This window comes from Moraxella caprae DSM 19149 (genome assembly GCF_000426885.1).
Lineage (GTDB): Bacteria > Pseudomonadota > Gammaproteobacteria > Pseudomonadales > Moraxellaceae > Moraxella > Moraxella caprae.
Map to the genome: position 1 here is coordinate 1 of NZ_AUGF01000048.1, position 16,075 is coordinate 16,075.

11 protein-coding genes and 1 pseudogene are annotated in these 16,075 nt (G+C 46.6%); 3 read left to right on the forward strand and 9 right to left on the reverse strand.

The window, feature by feature from the left end; genetic code table 11:
* The 5 genes and pseudogenes from K941_RS0110575 to parC form a co-directional block, all read right to left on the reverse strand.
* A partial coding sequence (locus K941_RS0110575; RefSeq protein WP_029103598.1) for a helix-turn-helix domain-containing protein occupies nucleotides 1-225 on the reverse strand: 225 nt, incomplete at its 3' end.
* Between the two features lie 99 nt (nucleotides 226-324).
* The gene (locus K941_RS15565; RefSeq protein WP_036388176.1) at nucleotides 325-2,013 is read right to left on the reverse strand and encodes a peptide ABC transporter substrate-binding protein; all 1,689 of its coding nucleotides are present in this window, start codon (nucleotides 2,011-2,013) and stop codon (nucleotides 325-327) included.
* 134 nt (nucleotides 2,014-2,147) lie between these two features.
* Nucleotides 2,148-2,459, reverse strand: a pseudogene (locus tag K941_RS15570) (NGG1p interacting factor NIF3).
* Between the two features lie 298 nt (nucleotides 2,460-2,757).
* Nucleotides 2,758-3,666, reverse strand: coding sequence for a hypothetical protein (locus K941_RS0110600; protein ID WP_156892332.1), 909 nt, complete (start codon nucleotides 3,664-3,666; stop codon nucleotides 2,758-2,760).
* An 88-nt stretch (nucleotides 3,667-3,754) separates the two neighbouring features.
* The gene (gene parC / locus K941_RS0110605) at nucleotides 3,755-5,965 is read right to left on the reverse strand and encodes a DNA topoisomerase IV subunit A (RefSeq protein ID WP_029103601.1); all 2,211 of its coding nucleotides are present in this window, start codon (nucleotides 5,963-5,965) and stop codon (nucleotides 3,755-3,757) included.
* A 151-nt stretch (nucleotides 5,966-6,116) separates the two neighbouring features.
* Between parC and K941_RS0110610 the strand changes: the two genes are divergently transcribed.
* Nucleotides 6,117-6,440 carry a TraR/DksA family transcriptional regulator gene (locus K941_RS0110610; RefSeq protein WP_444542971.1) on the forward strand — a complete coding sequence of 108 codons (324 nt, stop codon included), beginning with the start codon at nucleotides 6,117-6,119 and terminating at the stop codon, nucleotides 6,438-6,440.
* Between the two features lie 81 nt (nucleotides 6,441-6,521).
* Here the strand turns inward: K941_RS0110610 and K941_RS0110615 are convergent, their stop codons facing one another.
* A complete protein-coding gene (locus K941_RS0110615; RefSeq protein ID WP_029103603.1) occupies nucleotides 6,522-8,888 on the reverse strand; it encodes a RelA/SpoT family protein in 2,367 nt (788 codons plus the stop codon).
* A gap of 584 nt (nucleotides 8,889-9,472) precedes the next feature.
* The gene (locus K941_RS17210; protein WP_156892333.1) at nucleotides 9,473-9,631 is read right to left on the reverse strand and encodes a hypothetical protein; all 159 of its coding nucleotides are present in this window, start codon (nucleotides 9,629-9,631) and stop codon (nucleotides 9,473-9,475) included.
* Nucleotides 9,632-9,724: 93 nt separating this feature from the next.
* Between K941_RS17210 and K941_RS15575 the strand changes: the two genes are divergently transcribed.
* On the forward strand, nucleotides 9,725-11,545 hold the full coding sequence (locus K941_RS15575; protein WP_051226022.1) for a DEAD/DEAH box helicase: 1,821 nt from the start codon (nucleotides 9,725-9,727) through the stop codon (nucleotides 11,543-11,545).
* Nucleotides 11,546-11,760: 215 nt separating this feature from the next.
* Complete coding sequence (locus tag K941_RS0110630; RefSeq protein WP_029103604.1) at nucleotides 11,761-12,813, forward strand: hypothetical protein; 1,053 nt, start codon at nucleotides 11,761-11,763, stop codon at nucleotides 12,811-12,813.
* Between the two features lie 63 nt (nucleotides 12,814-12,876).
* Here the strand turns inward: K941_RS0110630 and K941_RS0110635 are convergent, their stop codons facing one another.
* The gene (locus K941_RS0110635) at nucleotides 12,877-13,164 is read right to left on the reverse strand and encodes an integration host factor subunit alpha (protein WP_029103605.1); all 288 of its coding nucleotides are present in this window, start codon (nucleotides 13,162-13,164) and stop codon (nucleotides 12,877-12,879) included.
* 76 nt (nucleotides 13,165-13,240) lie between these two features.
* The gene (gene pheT, locus K941_RS0110640; RefSeq protein WP_029103606.1) at nucleotides 13,241-15,628 is read right to left on the reverse strand and encodes a phenylalanine--tRNA ligase subunit beta; all 2,388 of its coding nucleotides are present in this window, start codon (nucleotides 15,626-15,628) and stop codon (nucleotides 13,241-13,243) included.
* Between the last annotated feature and the right edge of the window lie 447 nt (nucleotides 15,629-16,075).

Genomic DNA, 16,075 nt, shown 5'->3' on the forward strand with positions numbered 1-16,075 from the left:
ATTTTGAATTTGTTTGATTGCGTTTAGTTTAAAGTCTGTGTCATAGACGGCTTTGGTGTGTCGTCTTTTAATGCCATCAATGCCGTGTGCTTGATAGAGTTTGACCCACTGCTTGATCATACTGTCTGTGGATAGGTTAAACTGTTTAGCGGTTTGCTTGTAACCGTGTCCGTTTAGATAATATGCTATTACAGACAGTTTAAAGTCGGTGGTGTATTTTGCCATAGAAAGCACCCCAAAGGTTAGTGTGAGTGGCGAGCTTTGGGGGGCGGTTCATTATTTGCCCTTTTTGTTGTACTAATTTTCCTGATTTAAAAACTCACATCACTCAAATGACCAATGGCGGGCTTGCCAGTTGCCAAGAGCGTCTTTGGTTGAGTAGCCTTTGACATATGGCTTTACCGCACGCACGTTCACTTGATGATACACCCACACATTTGGCACATCTTTGTCCAAAATCGCTTCAAGCTCATGATACACCTTGGCACGCTCTTCGGGGCTGTTGGCGGTGTAGGCGGTTTTTAGTAGGTTGTCATATTCGGCACTAGAATACGCCCCATAGTTGCCCGAGCCTTTGGTTTTCATGACGTTTAGGAACGTAGCAGGGTCGTTGTAGTCGCCACACCATGCCGCACGAGCCATTTGGTGTTCGTGGTTACGGCGAGTGGCAAGGTAGGATTTCCACTCTTGGTTGTGTAGCTCAATCTTGATGGTGTCGCCAAGGGCTTCTTGCCATAAGGACTGAGCCGCCACCGCCACTTTTTTGTGGTTTTCGCTGGTGTTGTAGAGTAGCTCAAACTTCAAAGGATTTTGCTTGTTGTAGCCTGCTTCTGCCAGCAGTTTTTTGGCTTCGGCAATGCGAGCGGTTTTATCAAGTTTTTGCCAATCTGGGGTGTAGTTGGGGTTGTTGGCGGTAACTTTTGGGGTCATCTGATAGGCAGGAGTCTCGCCACGAGCCGCCACTTTTTCGGCAATCAGCTCTCTATCTAAAGTCAAGGTCATCGCACGTCGAACACGCACGTCATCAAAGGGCGGTTTATTGACGTTCATCTCATAATAATACGAGCAAAACGATGGCGATGTTTTGACTTCATTTTTGTCAGCCTTAGCAAGAATGTTGCTTGGAATGTCGGTATAAGTCACATCAATCTCGCCTGCCTGATAACGGGTGTAGTCCGTCTGCCCAGAATCAATCGGCAGTAGCACAAGGTTTGGGATAGCGACTTTGTCGGCATCATAATAATGGGGGTTTTTGGCAAGGACGATTTTTTCGCCCATGACACGCTCTTTGATGATGTATGGACCGTTTACCACGATGTTTTCGATTTTTGACCAGTCATCGCCCAATTTTTCTACCACATTTTTGGGAACAGGTCGCATGGCGGTGTAGGTGAGCATGTCAGGCAAAAACGCCACAGGCTCGGATAGGGTAATCTCAACGGTTTTATCATCAATGGCTTTCACGCCAAGCTCGATGGGGGCTTTTTTGCCTTCGATGATGTCGTTTGCATTCAAAAACTTAGCATCCGCCACATAGTTGGCAAAGTTGGCAGCCGTCTTTGGGTCAACCATACGCTGAAAACTAAACACAAAGTCATGGGCGGTAATCGGCTCGCCATTTGACCATTTGGCATCACGCAACTTGAACGTCCACACCTTGTTGTCGGCACTCTCCCAGCTTTCGGCAATGGCAGGCTCAAGATTGCCATCAGCATCTGTGCTAACTAGCCCCACAAACTGCTGACGGGCAAGCCCAGACTCAGGCACGCCCCCTGTTTTGTGTGGGTCAAGCGAACCGACTTCGGCACCGTTATTGATAACCAGCGTATCACGGTCAGATTTTGGGGTGGTGGTGTCCGTCTTGGTCTCGCTTGTCTTGTCGGTGGTGTCGCCTGTTTGGGCTTGGTTTTGAGGCTGACTGCACGCCCCAAAAAACAGCGGTAAGCACACAGGCAGGGCAAGGGCTAGGGATTTTTTGGAAAACTTTTTAAAAAATAAAGATTGAGTTGTCATAAAAACTCCATATTTCATAGAGACAATAAACCATAATACTCACCATTATTGGTGTTTTTTTTGACTTTCCCAAATGCCAATATTGTCTATGGTTGTTCTATTTTGGCATAAGTCGGCACGCTTGGCAAGCCCCACTAAATCGCCGCCATCCGATAGACATCGTAAGCAGGCACTTCATAAGGGTGAGCGGACTTGTAAGCACGCACCACATCCATGAGCCTGTCATCAGGGACGATGGTCTCAACCCGCCACTCAGGGACGTATTCTATTTTGTCAATCTGACCGATGGCAGGGTTTGCCCCTTTTAAAGGTTTAAATTGTCCCACGCCAAGCACTTGCTAAGAACAATGACTGTATCCGTCAAATTGCCCTGCCCCTGCATTAAATAGGGCGGTTTTGACATTTTCTAGGTCGGACTCGGGGATATAGGCGATGAATTTGTGCATGGTTTGTCCTAAAATGGGTTGTTGGTGATGCTAAAGCATGGATGATGTTTTTGGCATGATATACCCAAGAAACTTTAAAATTACTACAAATACAATGATGTGTGAACGTAGGGGCGTGCTGAGCACGCCTTGCACAATAATATCACCAAAGGGTGTGCGGAGCCAACCCCTACAAAACCCGTAGTAAACATCAAGTTTGTTGGGTGTAATTTTTTTAAAATAAGTGGTCGGATAGTCATTTTTCATGTAAAAAATAAATTAAATCGTTAAATTCTCGTCTTATTTTATAGAAAAGTTATTAATGGTAGACGCGCCTTAATACTTGACAAGATTTTCTCTTAAAAAAATCTTGAACCGCTTGGGCGTGGCTATGATGATTGATGAGTATAAAATCCTGCCTGACATCATTAAAAGAAAATTTTTGAAAAACATTGATGTCCGATATGTCTGTTTTGATATTTTCATAATTTAGTAAGTATAATTTGATGATGATTTCTTTGTTAAAAATGGTTTTGATTAATAAATGGTCTGGGTGTAGTGTGATTGTACCACTTTTGGCGATGAATTTAATCCCATCAATGAGTAGCTTGATGATAAAAATCAAAAATGCCACTAACACAAAAAGGTGAATTTGGGCATCTGGCGACAGCTCATTAAAATGATACACGCCCATTGCGATATAAAATAAAAACACCATCACAGCAAGCACACCTGCAACCACACAAAACCCTACCAGATAATACCGAGAATTAAAGGTTTGGGGCAGATTTAGTATGGCGGATTTTTGATACAATACTTGATTGAAGATCTTTTTGTGAAGCAAAAACATCTGAAAATCCACCCATATCTGTGCATCGTGACGACACAGATTGATATTTTGTTGGTAAATGGTGTTTTTATGATGATAGGAGATTTGCAAAATGGTTGGCGGATTTTTATAACGTTTGGCAGGCAAATAGATGTCGGTGACAGCGATGATGTCTTGATAATCTATTCTTACGGTTTTTATTCGCCAAAGCCCAATTTTTATTGTGATGCCTTGTGCGTCTTGATGAATGATTTGCCGACTTTGTAGTGTCAGATAAATGCAAAGGGGGATTAGAGATGATAACATTCCCAAAGCCACCCATTTAATGAGAGTATGCCAATCTGCCAAAAAATAAATCGGTACCGCAAAAGCAAACACGCACAATAAGATGATCGCCATGTTTTTTAAGTTCATTTTAATAAAATCATGGCGATGTTGGATAAGTGTGGGCGGTAATGAGCATTCCATAAACTTACTCTAAATTTGCTTATGATGTCGCCGTGCTAAGCCCCACCACGCTCAAAAACCCTTTTGGCAATGCTCCGCCACGTCCTGCACGTTTGCCTTGATAGCTTGCCCAGTCGGCAGGTTTTAGGGTGAGCGTACGCTTATTGGTGCGAATGATAAGATTGTCCGTGTCGGCTAAGGCACACACCGCCACCAGCGTTTCGTTGTCTTTTAGGCTCATGAGTTTGTTGCCCCTGCCCTTTGTCAGTACGGGTAATTCATCACGGTTAAAGATGAGCAGATTTCCGCCACTACTTACCACCGCAATGTGCATGGCGTTATCCACAGGGGCAAATGGCAACAGGGTCGCACCCCCCAGATTGACCACCGCTTTACCTGCTTTTTGGGCGGTGTCTAGCCCTTTGGTGTCGGTGATAAAACCATGGCCTTGACTGCTGGCTAGGATAATGGGATATTGTCCAAATAGGGCTTGCTCAATTTTTACGCCATTTGCCAAGTTGAGCATACTGCTAATCGGCTCGCCCTGCCCACGAGCGGACGGCAGACTTGCCGTGTCTAGCCCATAGCTACGCCCCATGTTATCAAGAACGATGAGTCGCTCACCCGTCTTGCCAAGGGCGTGCGTGGCGTACTCATCGCCTGTGCGAAAGTTTAGGGCGACAGGGTCAATCTCATGTCCTTTTGCCATGCGAATCCAGCCTGCTTTTGAGATGATGACGGTTACGCTCTCGCTCGGGGTCAGCTCGGACGCTTTGATGGCGACAGACTCTTCACGCTCCACGACAGGCGATTTGCGTTTATCGCCATGCGTTTTCATGTCAAAGGTTAGCTCGTCTATCAAAAGGTTTGTTAGGCTGTTGGGGTTATTTATTTGCTCGGCGATGATGGCTCGCTCTTTTTGTAGCTCGTCTCGCTCGGCATTTAGCTCAATCTCTTCTAGTTTGGCTAATTGGCGAAGTTTGATGTCAAGAATGGCGTCCGCTTGGGTGTCAGACAGCCCATAACGGCTCATCAAGACCGCCTTGGGGTCGTCTTCGGTGCGAATGATGGCAATGACTTCATCAATGTGCAAATAGGCAATGAGCAAACCTGCCAAGATGTGCAAGCGTTTGTCAATCTTATCAAGACGGTTTTGGAGTCGTCTTAGCACCACACTACGGCGTGATGAGAGCCATTCGGATAGGATTTGTTTTAAGTTTTTGACTTCGGGTTTGCCATTTAGCCCAATCATGTTCATATTGACCCGATAGGACGTTTCTAGGTCGGTCGTGGCAAACAGATGAGCCATGATTTTGTCAATCTCAACCTTGCCACGCTTAAACTCAATGACAATACGACAAGCGTTCTCGTGGTCGGATTCGTCTGTGATGTCATTGACCCACGGCAGTTTTTTGTCGGTCATGAGTTTGGCAATCTGCTCAATGATTTTTGAGCCTGAGACCTGATAGGGCAAAGCGTCTATGATGACGGTATTTTTGTCTTGCTTATCAATATGATAAGTCGCTCGCATTTTGTAATTGCCACGCCCTGTCTCGTACATTTTGACAAGCTCATCTTTTGGCGTGATAATCTCGGCAGATGTCGGCAAATCAGGGGCAAGCACCGTTTTGCATAGCTCGGCTGTGGTGATGTCGGGGTTTTTTAGGAGTTTGATACACGCCTTGACGGTCTCGGTGAGATTGTGGGGCGGAATGTCGGTCGCCATCCCCACGGCTATGCCTGTGGTGCCGTTTAGCAAGATGTTTGGCAGGCGGGCAGGGAGCGTGGCAGGCTCGCTCATCGTGCCGTCAAAGTTGGGGATAAAATCCACCGTACCTTCGCCAAGCTCGGACAATAGGGTGCTGGCGTAATTGCTCATCTTGGCTTCGGTGTATCGCATGGCGGCAAAGGATTTGGGGTCATCAGGACTGCCCCAGTTGCCTTGCCCCATGACAAGCGGATAGCGATAACTAAACGGCTGTGCCATAAGCACCATGGCTTCATAGCACGCTGTATCGCCATGCGGGTGGTATTTGCCCAGCACGTCGCCCACGGTACGGGCGGACTTTTTGGGTTTGGCGGTGTGGCGAAGTCCTAGCTCATTCATGGCGTAGATGATACGGCGTTGGACGGGCTTTAAGCCGTCGGCGATGTGCGGTAAGGCTCTGTCCATGATGACGTACATGGCGTAGTTTAGGTAGGCGGATTCGGTAAATTCGGCAATGGAGCGGGTGTCAAAATCGGTTTTCATGGTGTGGTGTCAATAAAAAATTTGGGGTATTGTAGCAAACTTAATAAAAAATGGCTATTTGTCAGGGGGCTAAAAATACCGCTACCCAATACCCTAAATTTGTGCTAATCTATACTTAAATCCTTTATTTTATTAGCCATTAGGAGTTATCATGGACATCAACAAACACAAAGCCGATTTGCTCGCCCTAAAAGCAGAGTATGAATACCGCATTGATAAAATCACCAATCACCTAGAGCACCCCCAAGATGAGCTAGGACAACATTGGGACGATCAAGCTGTCGCCGCCCAAGAAAACGACATGCGTAAAAATCTGCTCATCGAGGCCCAAGAAAACCTTGCCAAAGTCAATGTCGCTTTATCTTGCATTGAAAACGACTTGTATGGCGAATGCAGTGAGTGCGGTGAAGAGATAGAAGAAGGGCGACTCGACGCGGTGCCGTATGCCACAGAGTGTATCAAGCACGCCAAATAGACAGCCTGACAACCACAAAAAACGGTTCACACACGAACCGTTTTTTGTGGTCAAGTGTTTAGGGCAGACACGCCCTAAATCCTAACCCACACTTCGCCTTGCCTTGACCACGCTTGGCTGTTGCTCGATTTTGGCAAGCAGGCGAGATAAATGCTCAATGCCTGCCACTTCCACAAAGAATTTCATCTGGGCGTCCATGCCATCATCAAAGACTGTCTCGGCACGTTGGATATTGACTTTCTCACGGTCGATGACATTAAACAAATCCCGCAGCAGTCCGCTTGTGGCGTGAGCGTCCACGACCACACAGACAGGCTGATACCGCCCAAACTCCGCTTGCCAGTCGGCACAGACGACCCGCTCTGGCTCTTTTTGGGCGAGCCGTGACAGCTCCACGCAGTCGCTACTGTGGATACTGACTCCATTCATGAGCGTGATAAAGCCTGTGATGGGTTCGCCATGCACGGGGTTACAGCATTTGGCAAGGTGTATCTCGACATTGTCAAGTCCATGCACGTCAATCTTGTATTTGTTGGGGCGAGTTTGGGGTTTGGATTTGATGTGCGTTTCGCTGACATTGGGCGTACTTAAGTTCAAATCCTTGATGATTTTGCCTGAGATTTGGCTAACCCCAATCTCGCCCATGGTGATGGCAAGATATAGCTCATCTTCGCCCTTGTAGTCCAGCTCTCGGCACAGCGTACCAAAGTCCACCCCCGACACCGCCACGCTCAGTCGCTCTAACTCACGCAGTAGCAGGGCTTTGCCCGTTTCGATGTTTTTGTCACGGTCTTGCTTGTTAAACCATTGGCGTAGCTTGGCTTTGGCACGAGCGGTGTAGATGTAACCCAGCGATGAGACAAGCCAGTCACGATTCGGCTCACGGCTTGATTTGGTGATAATCTCCACTTGGTCGCCTGTTTTGGGCTGATGAGTCAGTGGCACATAACGCCCGTTTACCCTTGCCCCTTGGGCACGATTGCCAACTTCGGTATGCACATGGTAGGCAAAGTCAAGCACGGTCGCCCCTTTGGGCAGTTCGGTAATGTCCCCGTCTCGGCTAAACACGTAGATTTGTTGGACGTTATCAAGGTTGTCAAGCTCTATCTCGTCGCTCTCGCTTTTGTCTCCGCCTAAGAGCTGTCTTAACGAGCTGATTTTGGCAGTGAGATAGTCGTCTGTTTTATTGCCTTTTAAGCCCTCTTTATAATTGACGTGCGACGCCTTGCCAAGCTCCGCCTCAAAGTGCATGTCAAAGGTGCGAATCTGCACTTCTAGGGTGCGATTTTGGGCGATGACGACCGTGTGTAGCGACTTGTAGCCGTTGGGTTTGGGGTTGGTGATGTAGTCATCAAACTGCTCGGGGACGTGTCGCCACAGTCCATGCACCACGCCTAGGGTGTGATAGCACTCGGCGTTGGTGTTTACCAGTACCCGTAAGGCTCTGATGTCATAGAGCTGGTCAAAGGATAGGTTTTTCTTTATCATCTTGCGATAGATGGAGTAGATGTGCTTGACACGCCCTGAGACTTCGCATTTGATACCGACCCGATTTAGCTCATCGGTGAGTGTTTGCTTGACTTCTTCGATGTAACGTTCACGCTCGCTACGTTTTTGGGCGAGCAGACTGGCAATGCGTTTGTACTCATCAGGGGCAAGATAGCGAAAAGCTAGGTCTTCTAGCTCCCATTTTAGCTGAGCGATGGATAAGCGGTGAGCCAATGGAGCATAGATGGTCATGACCTCACGAGCCACCCGTTTTTGGCGGTCGGGCGTGGCAAAGGACAACTCACGCATGGCAAAGGTACGCTCGGCAAGTTTGATGAGTACCGCCCGCACGTCATTGGTGGTGCTAATGAGCATGCTGTATATGGTCGATAGCTGTTCACGGTTGTTATTTTCAAAATAATCTTCAAGCCGTTTGTTGCCCTCTATCACCTCAGACAGTCGCCCCATGGCAAGCGTGTCTTCGATGAGATGGGCGATGTCTGCCCCGAACTCATGAGCGATGGAGTCCATACTAATTAGCTCACGCCGTACCGAGCGATAGAGCATGGCAGCGACCAGAGCGTTTTCATCTTGGAACAGATACGCTAAAATGTCCGCCATGCCAATGCCTGTTACATACGCTCCTGAGCGAGAGTTATGTGGTTTGGATGATTGTACTTGTACAAATTGGCAGGCTTTTTTGAGCAGGGGCAACTCATCTTTGCCGATACGCTGGGCGACATTGGATAGCCATTTGTCAATGTCAATGTCGCTCTCGCTAATCTTGGCAGGCGTGTCGGTGGCGTGGCTGTGGTCGTGGGTAGTGGTGAGTTTTTGACTGTGAAGCTGTGCCTGAAAATCGGGGTGTAATTGGTCTGCCACAAGGCTTGCTGCTAGGCTTGCACTGTCGCCTGAGTCTTTGCCTGTCAGCAAGGGCAAGCTGTCTCGAATCTGTACCACGTCATGTCCTTTAATAACTTGTAATGATTATTTTCACAAACCCATGTTTAGCGGATTGAGTATATCAACAAAATTAACTTACAGCGAACAAAATTGAATTTTACTACGGAAACCGTTCGCCACAAGCTTGCCTGCGGGTCGGTTTCTGTCATGGTTCGACTTAGCTCACCACGAACAGAAAACCGTGGTACTTTTTCATTTTGTAGAGTGTAAATTAAAATTGCCATAAAAAATAAAATACTCATGCTACTTATTATATTATGGCATTTTTGAGAATTTTTTAAAAGCCAAAAACCCCTAAAATTTACCAAAATTTCCTGCCTACTTTACCAAAAACTGTGGTATAATGGCTCTCTTTGGTAAAATAATTTGCCAAATCATCGCTGAATTTGCTTATTTTCTATTGATATTAGGGTACGCCCTAGAATAAGCCACATCGTAGGCTAGGACGGTCTTGCCATCAAATGTGTTTAAGAACGAGTTAAGTTCGTTTTATACTTCTGGGCGTTTGGATATTTCATCATTACTTTTAATGATAAATATATCAGAAAAATGCAAATTGCCATTGTTTATTTTTAATACAATTAAAATGGCATGTCTAAAATGACTTCTGTGTACTTCTTATCATCATGATTGCTGATTTTGTCAAGGTTGCTTTTATTGATAAAAGTAAAACCAATGGCAAACTGTTGGCAGTATGAATTGTCTTCGGTGTTTTTGTAAAACATGATTGGGTCTGGCAAGGGCTATCCTTTGCCATTTAGATAATTTTTTAAAACCCAACCACGTTCGCCAAGCCAGCGATTATTATCAACATCATGACATCAAGGTTATTTATGACAACCCAACACCAACAAGATTTTGCCCCACAAAATGAGCAAACAGGCGAGCAACCCACCGAGCAAAAAGAGCAAAACAGCTTAACTTTTGAGCAGTTAAATCTTGCCAAACCCATTTTAAAAGCCCTGACCAAATCAGGCTATACCACGCCCACGCCCATTCAGGCAGGGGCAATCCCCCATGCCATAGATGGACGTGATTTGCTACTGTCCGCCCAAACAGGCTCGGGTAAAACGGCGGCGTTTGTCCTGCCGATTTTGCACCAATTAGCCCAGCCAAAACCTGCCGAAAAATCCAGCGAGTTTAGCCAAAAATCACACAACCGCCACCAAAAGACCGCCATTAAAGCCCTGATACTCACCCCCACCCGAGAGCTTGCCATGCAGGTGCAGGACAACGTGCGTAAATACAGCAGTGAAATGCGTGGGATTTTTAGTGTGCCATTGGTTGGCGGGGCTCCGTATGGCGGACAGATTCGTGCCTTGCGTAAAGGCGTGCAGATTGTCATTGCCACCCCCGGTCGCTTGATTGACCACATGAATGACGGGCGTGTGGATTTGTCCGAGCTTGACACGCTGATACTGGACGAAGCTGACCGTATGCTGGACATGGGTTTTGCCGATGACATTAAGACCATCTTAGAAGCCGCCCCGAGTAAGCGTCAAACCGTGATGTCGTCAGCGACATGGGACGGAGCGGTTGGCAAGATTGCCGAGAGCTTTACTGTGAACCCTGAGTGTGTCTCCATCAAAGTTGAGTCGGCTCATATCGATGAAAGTGTGTATTTTTGTGATGATTTTCACCACAAAAATAAGATTTTGATTGAACTTTTGGGCAACCCCGAGATTAACCAAGCGGTGATTTTTACCGCCACCAAACGCAGTACCGAACAGCTTGCCGAGTCGCTTACCGAAGCAGGATTATCGGCTCGCTATCTACACGGTGATTTGCCACAAGGTAAGCGTAACCGCATCATCAGCGATGTCAAGTCGGGCAAGTGCAACTTTTTGATTGCCACCGATGTCGCCGCTCGTGGCATTGACATCTCTGCCATTAGCCATGTGGTGAACTATGATTTGCCTCGTCAAGTCGAGGACTATGTGCACCGCATTGGTCGCTGTGGGCGAGCAGGGCGGACAGGGGTCGCCATGAACCTATGTAGCATGGACGACAGACGTCAGCTCGGACACATCAACCGCTATCTAAACCGTGAAATGAAAGAAGAAGTGGTCGCAGGACTAGAACCCAAACGAGTTGCCCTAAGTGCCAAAGACAAAGACGGCAGACGTGAAGGGCGTGGCAGACGTGGCGAGCGTTATGGTCGTGGCGGCGGTCGTAGTTTTGGGCGTGGCGAGAGAGCGGAGTTTGTCACTCGTTCAGGGCGGTCATCATTTGGCGGTCATGACAGACATGAGGCTTATGACCGACAAGGCGACAGACCAAACCGTGAACGCCAATACCGTACAGAGCGATATGAGCGTGGCGAGAGTGGACGTGATGAGCGTGTTGCCAAGCCGTACCAAGAGTGTTTTGGCGACAGAGACGACAGACGCACTCGCCAAGACAGGGATTATCGCCAAGATAAACCCAAATCTTTTGGCTATGCTCGTGAAAACAGCCGTGAATTTGGACAGCGTGATAATACCCACAAAGGCGAGCGTGCATGGCGTGATGACAAAAGAAAGGACGGCAAAGAGACGGCAAAATTTGGCGGTAGAGACGGTGTGAAAAAGCCCTACAAAAAACGAGCGGTCGAAGAAGTATTCTTTGCCAAACGCCAAGAGAAGAAAGCCAAACGCAAATTTGGCGAGCTGTGATTTTTGCTGAATTAACCATAAAAACCCATTGATAAAATGGGTTTTTTGTTTTTTTGGTGTTATGCTACAGCTAACAAAATTGAATTTTACCACGGAAACTGTTCGTCCTGAGCTATTTTCCGTCATGGTTCGACTTAGCTCACCACGAACGGAAACCGTAGCACTTTTTCATTTTGTAGAGTGTAAAATAAAACACAAAATAACAAGGATAAATCATGAATGCTCGCCTCTACCCCATGCGTTCTAAGCAAATAAAAAATCAGTTATCTGTTACCATTAATGGTATTATCAATATCACGATGGCGTGTTTGGCTCTTGTGCTGACTTGGTTTAAAGATAATCTGTTGTGGTGGGAACATGCTGGTATTTTTGTCGTGGCGGGTGTGAGCGTTTATTTGTTGGCACGGGCATATTTTAAGCCCAAATTTGCCGACTCTTCCTTAATCATAGATGCAGAGGGCATTCGTATCAATAAGGATTTTTTAAATAAATTGCCTAATTGTGCCCCTATTGCTTGGCACGAAATTGACAAAATAGAAATTACTGAAAATCTACCACGAGCCATGATGGGTAAGCTACTTGCCAAACTCAATCCCCATTTGAGTAAATATAATAAAACCCTCATAATTCATGGTATTCAAAAAGACAAATTTGGCGACATCAAAAAGCGACTGATTATCGAAGATGGTGTGTGGCAAATTGATGATGTTGATGAATTGGTGAGGCTATTTCATTCATTGGGTTTTCCTGTTTGTCATATTGACAATCAAGATTATATCAAAGAGCATGTTCCAATGGGTGTAGATTTGGGTAAGCGGGCAGGGCATTTGGCGTATTCGTCTTTTTTCTTATTTGTCATCATGTTGGGATTGGTGCATTTTGATAAATTCATTACCCTAGAATTTGGATATATGGATAAAGTGTTTTTTGGGGTGGCAATCGTGGTATTTTTGGTGGGGGCGTATTATCTTTATGGTGAAAATAAAGCATTAAAAGGCATGATTTCGCTCATATTATTTGTGCCGATGATGACTTTGTTTTTGTTTTTTGCCACGCTGTTTTTATCGCCACTCGTGGCAAAAACTCAAATGGTGGATTTTGAATTTCGGGGTGGAAAATGGCAAACAACTTATCGCCAAATGCCCTTAGAGGTCAGTTGTCATAAAAATAAGGATAATATTCATGCAGACGGCAAAGTTAATATCACGGACACGCTGGGCATGATAAGAATGGATTTGACCCAACTGGAAAAATTATGCAAAAAATGAGGCGGATATTGATGGGGGTATAAGATAAAACCCATTCATGGAATGGGTTTTTTTGTTTTGGTTTTATTTAACTTCAATCTGACGGCGAAACTTTTGCCCTGCCTTAAAGGTAACAACACGACGAGCCTTGACAGGGATAATTTCCCCTGTTTTGGGGTTGCGACCGGGGCGGGATTTTTTGTCTTTTAATTCAAAGTTGCCAAAGCCTGAGAGCTTGACTTCTTTACCGTCCGCCAAACTTTGGCTAATCTCACTAAAAAAGGTATCCACCAATTTGCGAGCGTCTTGGCGAGTCATACGCAGGCGAATGGTCAAATGGTCTACCATGTCTGCTTTGGTTAAGGTTGCCATGTGTTATCCTTTTAAAATTAAATTAAAATTGGCATTGTTAGGGTTAAGGGCGAACCACATTCGCCCTTGATAAACATCAGCCATCACGCAGTTGTGCTTGGTATTTGTCGGTCAATGCCACAATCACCCTATCCATCAACGCCTTAATCTCATCATCAGAAAGGGTATGAGCGGTATCTTGCAAGGTCATGGCAAATGCCAGTGATTTTTTGCCTGCAGGCAGTCTGTCGCCTTCATAGACATCAAACAAGGCAACGTCTGTCAAATGCTCGCCTGCCACATCACGCACGACATCTGCCATGTCTTGCCATGCCAAATCCTTATCCACAAAAAACGCCAAATCACGGCGAACGCTTGGGAATTTGCTTGGCAAGGCGACATCAAGGGCGGTACGGTGCAGATTGATGAGTTTATCCAGTTCAAACTGAGCCACCCACACAGTCGGTAAATCTAAGGCGGTGCTGATACTGGGGTGCAATTGCCCAAAATAGCCAATCCGCTCGCCACCTACCGACACATACGCACTTTGCCCCGAATGCAAAAACGCCAAATCCGCCCGCTCATAGCTTGGGCGGACATGAGCAGGGAGCAGGGTTTCGATGTCGGCTTTTAGGTCATAAAAGTCCATGCCACGCACGCCATGAATGCTGTCGGTTGCCCGTCCTGTGGCGATGATGGCAAGGCTGCCGATTTGGGCGAGGCTTGCGACATCTTTACCCACGAACGACAAACCCACTTCAAACAGTCGCACGTCCGTTTGCTGGCGGTTTAGGTTGTGGCTCACGATGGGCAGTAGGCTAGATAGTAGCGTACGTCTCATGACCGCAAGCTCTGATGAAATTGGGTTGGTAAGGGGCAGTATCTCGCCCAATTTGTCATCGTGGAGCAGTTTTTCTAATTTGTCATCACAAAAGCTAAAACTCACCGCTTCAAAATAGCCTTGTTTGGCAAGGGTCAATTTAAGCACATGGGTCAAATCCGCTGTATCGTCATAACTCATGTCCACTGCAAACTGTGGCAGGCGTGGGGCGATGTTGTCATAGCCATGCACACGGGCAATCTCTTCAATAATATCTTCTGATATGGCAATGTCAAAACGATGACTTGGGGGCTGGCAGACAAATGCCGTACCGTCAAACGTGGTACTGATTTCTAAGCGGTTTAATAGGTCGGTGATGTCATCGGCAGACAACGCCACGCCAAGCAGTTTTTCTACCTTGTCAAATGGCACACGCACAGGCTCACGTTTTGGCAAATCCGCCACGCTCTCGGCGGTGGTGATTTGTCCGACTTGACCGTTTGCAATCGTGGCTATCAACGCCCCCGCACGGTCAAGGGCGAGTTTGGGTAAGTCAAAATCCACCCCACGCTCAAATCTGGCACTGGCATCGGTGTGCAAACCAAAACGTCTGGCACGCCCTGCGATGTTTAGCTGGTTAAAATGAGCCGATTCTAGCACGATGTTGGTCGTGCTGTCCGACACCGCCGAGCGAGACCCACCCATAATCCCTGCCAGTGCAAGCACGCCCACGTCATCAGCGATAACAAGCTCATCGCCACTTAGGGTAATGGTTTGCTCGTTGAGTAATTCCACCGTTTCGCCTTGATTGGCAAGGCGTACCGTAATCGCTCCCACGATTTTATCAGCGTCAAATGCGTGTAGGGGCTGACCGAGTTCTAATAGGATAAAGTTGGTTACGTCAACCAAAAAATTATGGGTGCGAAGTCCGCTTGCCATTAGGTTATATTTGAGCCATTTGGGGGTTTTAACACTGCGGTCAATGTCGCCGATGTACTGAGCCAGATAGCGAGGGCAGGCGGTGGGGTTTTCTACTTTGACGGCTACCGCTTTATCCAGCGTGGGGGGGGTTGTAATAATCTCGGGGCGGTTTAGGGCTAAGCCATTAACCACGCCAATCTCACGAGATAGACCCAGCACGCTTAGGCAGTCGCCACGATTGGGGGTAATCGCCACATCAAAAATCTGACCGTCCAGCCCCAAATACTCACGCACATCAACGCCAATCGGAGCGTCATCGTCCAGCTCCAATAGTCCGTCAATCTCATCAATAAGACCCAATTCGGATGCACCGCAGAGCATGCCTTGACTCTCCACGCCACGCAGTTTGCCTTTTTTGATTTTAAAGGGCTTATCATCAATGGGAGGCAACTCCGCTCCGACTGTAGCAACCGCCACTTTTAGCCCTGCTCGCACGTTGGGAGCTCCGCAGACGATTTGCAAATGCTCATCTGTGCCAATATTGACGGTGGTAACAGAGAGTTTGTCGGCATCGGGGTGCTTATCGCAAGTGATGACCTGCCCCACAACCACGCCACTAAACATGGGGGCGATAGGCTCCATGCCGTCCAATTCCAAGCCAAGCATGGTCAGTTGTTCGCCAAGCTCGGCAGAAGTATTGGTAGGATTGACCCATTGTCTGAGCCAGTTTTCGCTGATTTTCATAAATGTCTCTTATTTGGTTTTTTTATGTATTAAATCTTTAAAGTTTTAACACAATCGTATTTTAAAATACAGTTATCATAAGTAATTAAAGTTAAATTTTCACTCATGGCTTGACTGATTAACAATCTATCAAAAGGGTCTCTATGCACAAAAGGCAAATTTTCTAATTAGACTTCCTGCAAAACTAGGCTTTCCGTTCGCCCCGAGCTTGTTGAGGGGTGGCGGAAAACCGTTATGGTTCGACAAGCTCACCACGAACGGTTTTCCTTATTTTGGGTTTTGCAGGAAGTCTATTGTATGCAATGTTTTGATAAGACAGCCAATTCATCATAACCACCGTCCAACAAATCATCATACAGTCCTTTTGGATTTGCCCCAACAATATCAAGTTTGTCCAGTTTTGATTTGATTGCCACTTCCCAAATATTTACTGAACTAAAATAAATT

Coding starts and splice junctions, on each gene's coding strand:
- K941_RS15565 (WP_036388176.1), bottom strand. CDS start 2,013: ATGACAACTCAATCTTTATTTTTTAAAAAGTTTTCCAAAAAATCCCTA.
- K941_RS0110600 (WP_156892332.1), bottom strand. CDS start 3,666: ATGGCGATCATCTTATTGTGCGTGTTTGCTTTTGCGGTACCGATTTAT.
- parC (WP_029103601.1), bottom strand. CDS start 5,965: ATGAAAACCGATTTTGACACCCGCTCCATTGCCGAATTTACCGAATCC.
- K941_RS0110610 (WP_444542971.1), top strand. CDS start 6,117: ATGGACATCAACAAACACAAAGCCGATTTGCTCGCCCTAAAAGCAGAG.
- K941_RS15575 (WP_051226022.1), top strand. CDS start 9,725: ATGACAACCCAACACCAACAAGATTTTGCCCCACAAAATGAGCAAACA.
- K941_RS0110630 (WP_029103604.1), top strand. CDS start 11,761: ATGAATGCTCGCCTCTACCCCATGCGTTCTAAGCAAATAAAAAATCAG.
- K941_RS0110635 (WP_029103605.1), bottom strand. CDS start 13,164: ATGGCAACCTTAACCAAAGCAGACATGGTAGACCATTTGACCATTCGC.
- pheT (WP_029103606.1), bottom strand. CDS start 15,628: ATGAAAATCAGCGAAAACTGGCTCAGACAATGGGTCAATCCTACCAAT.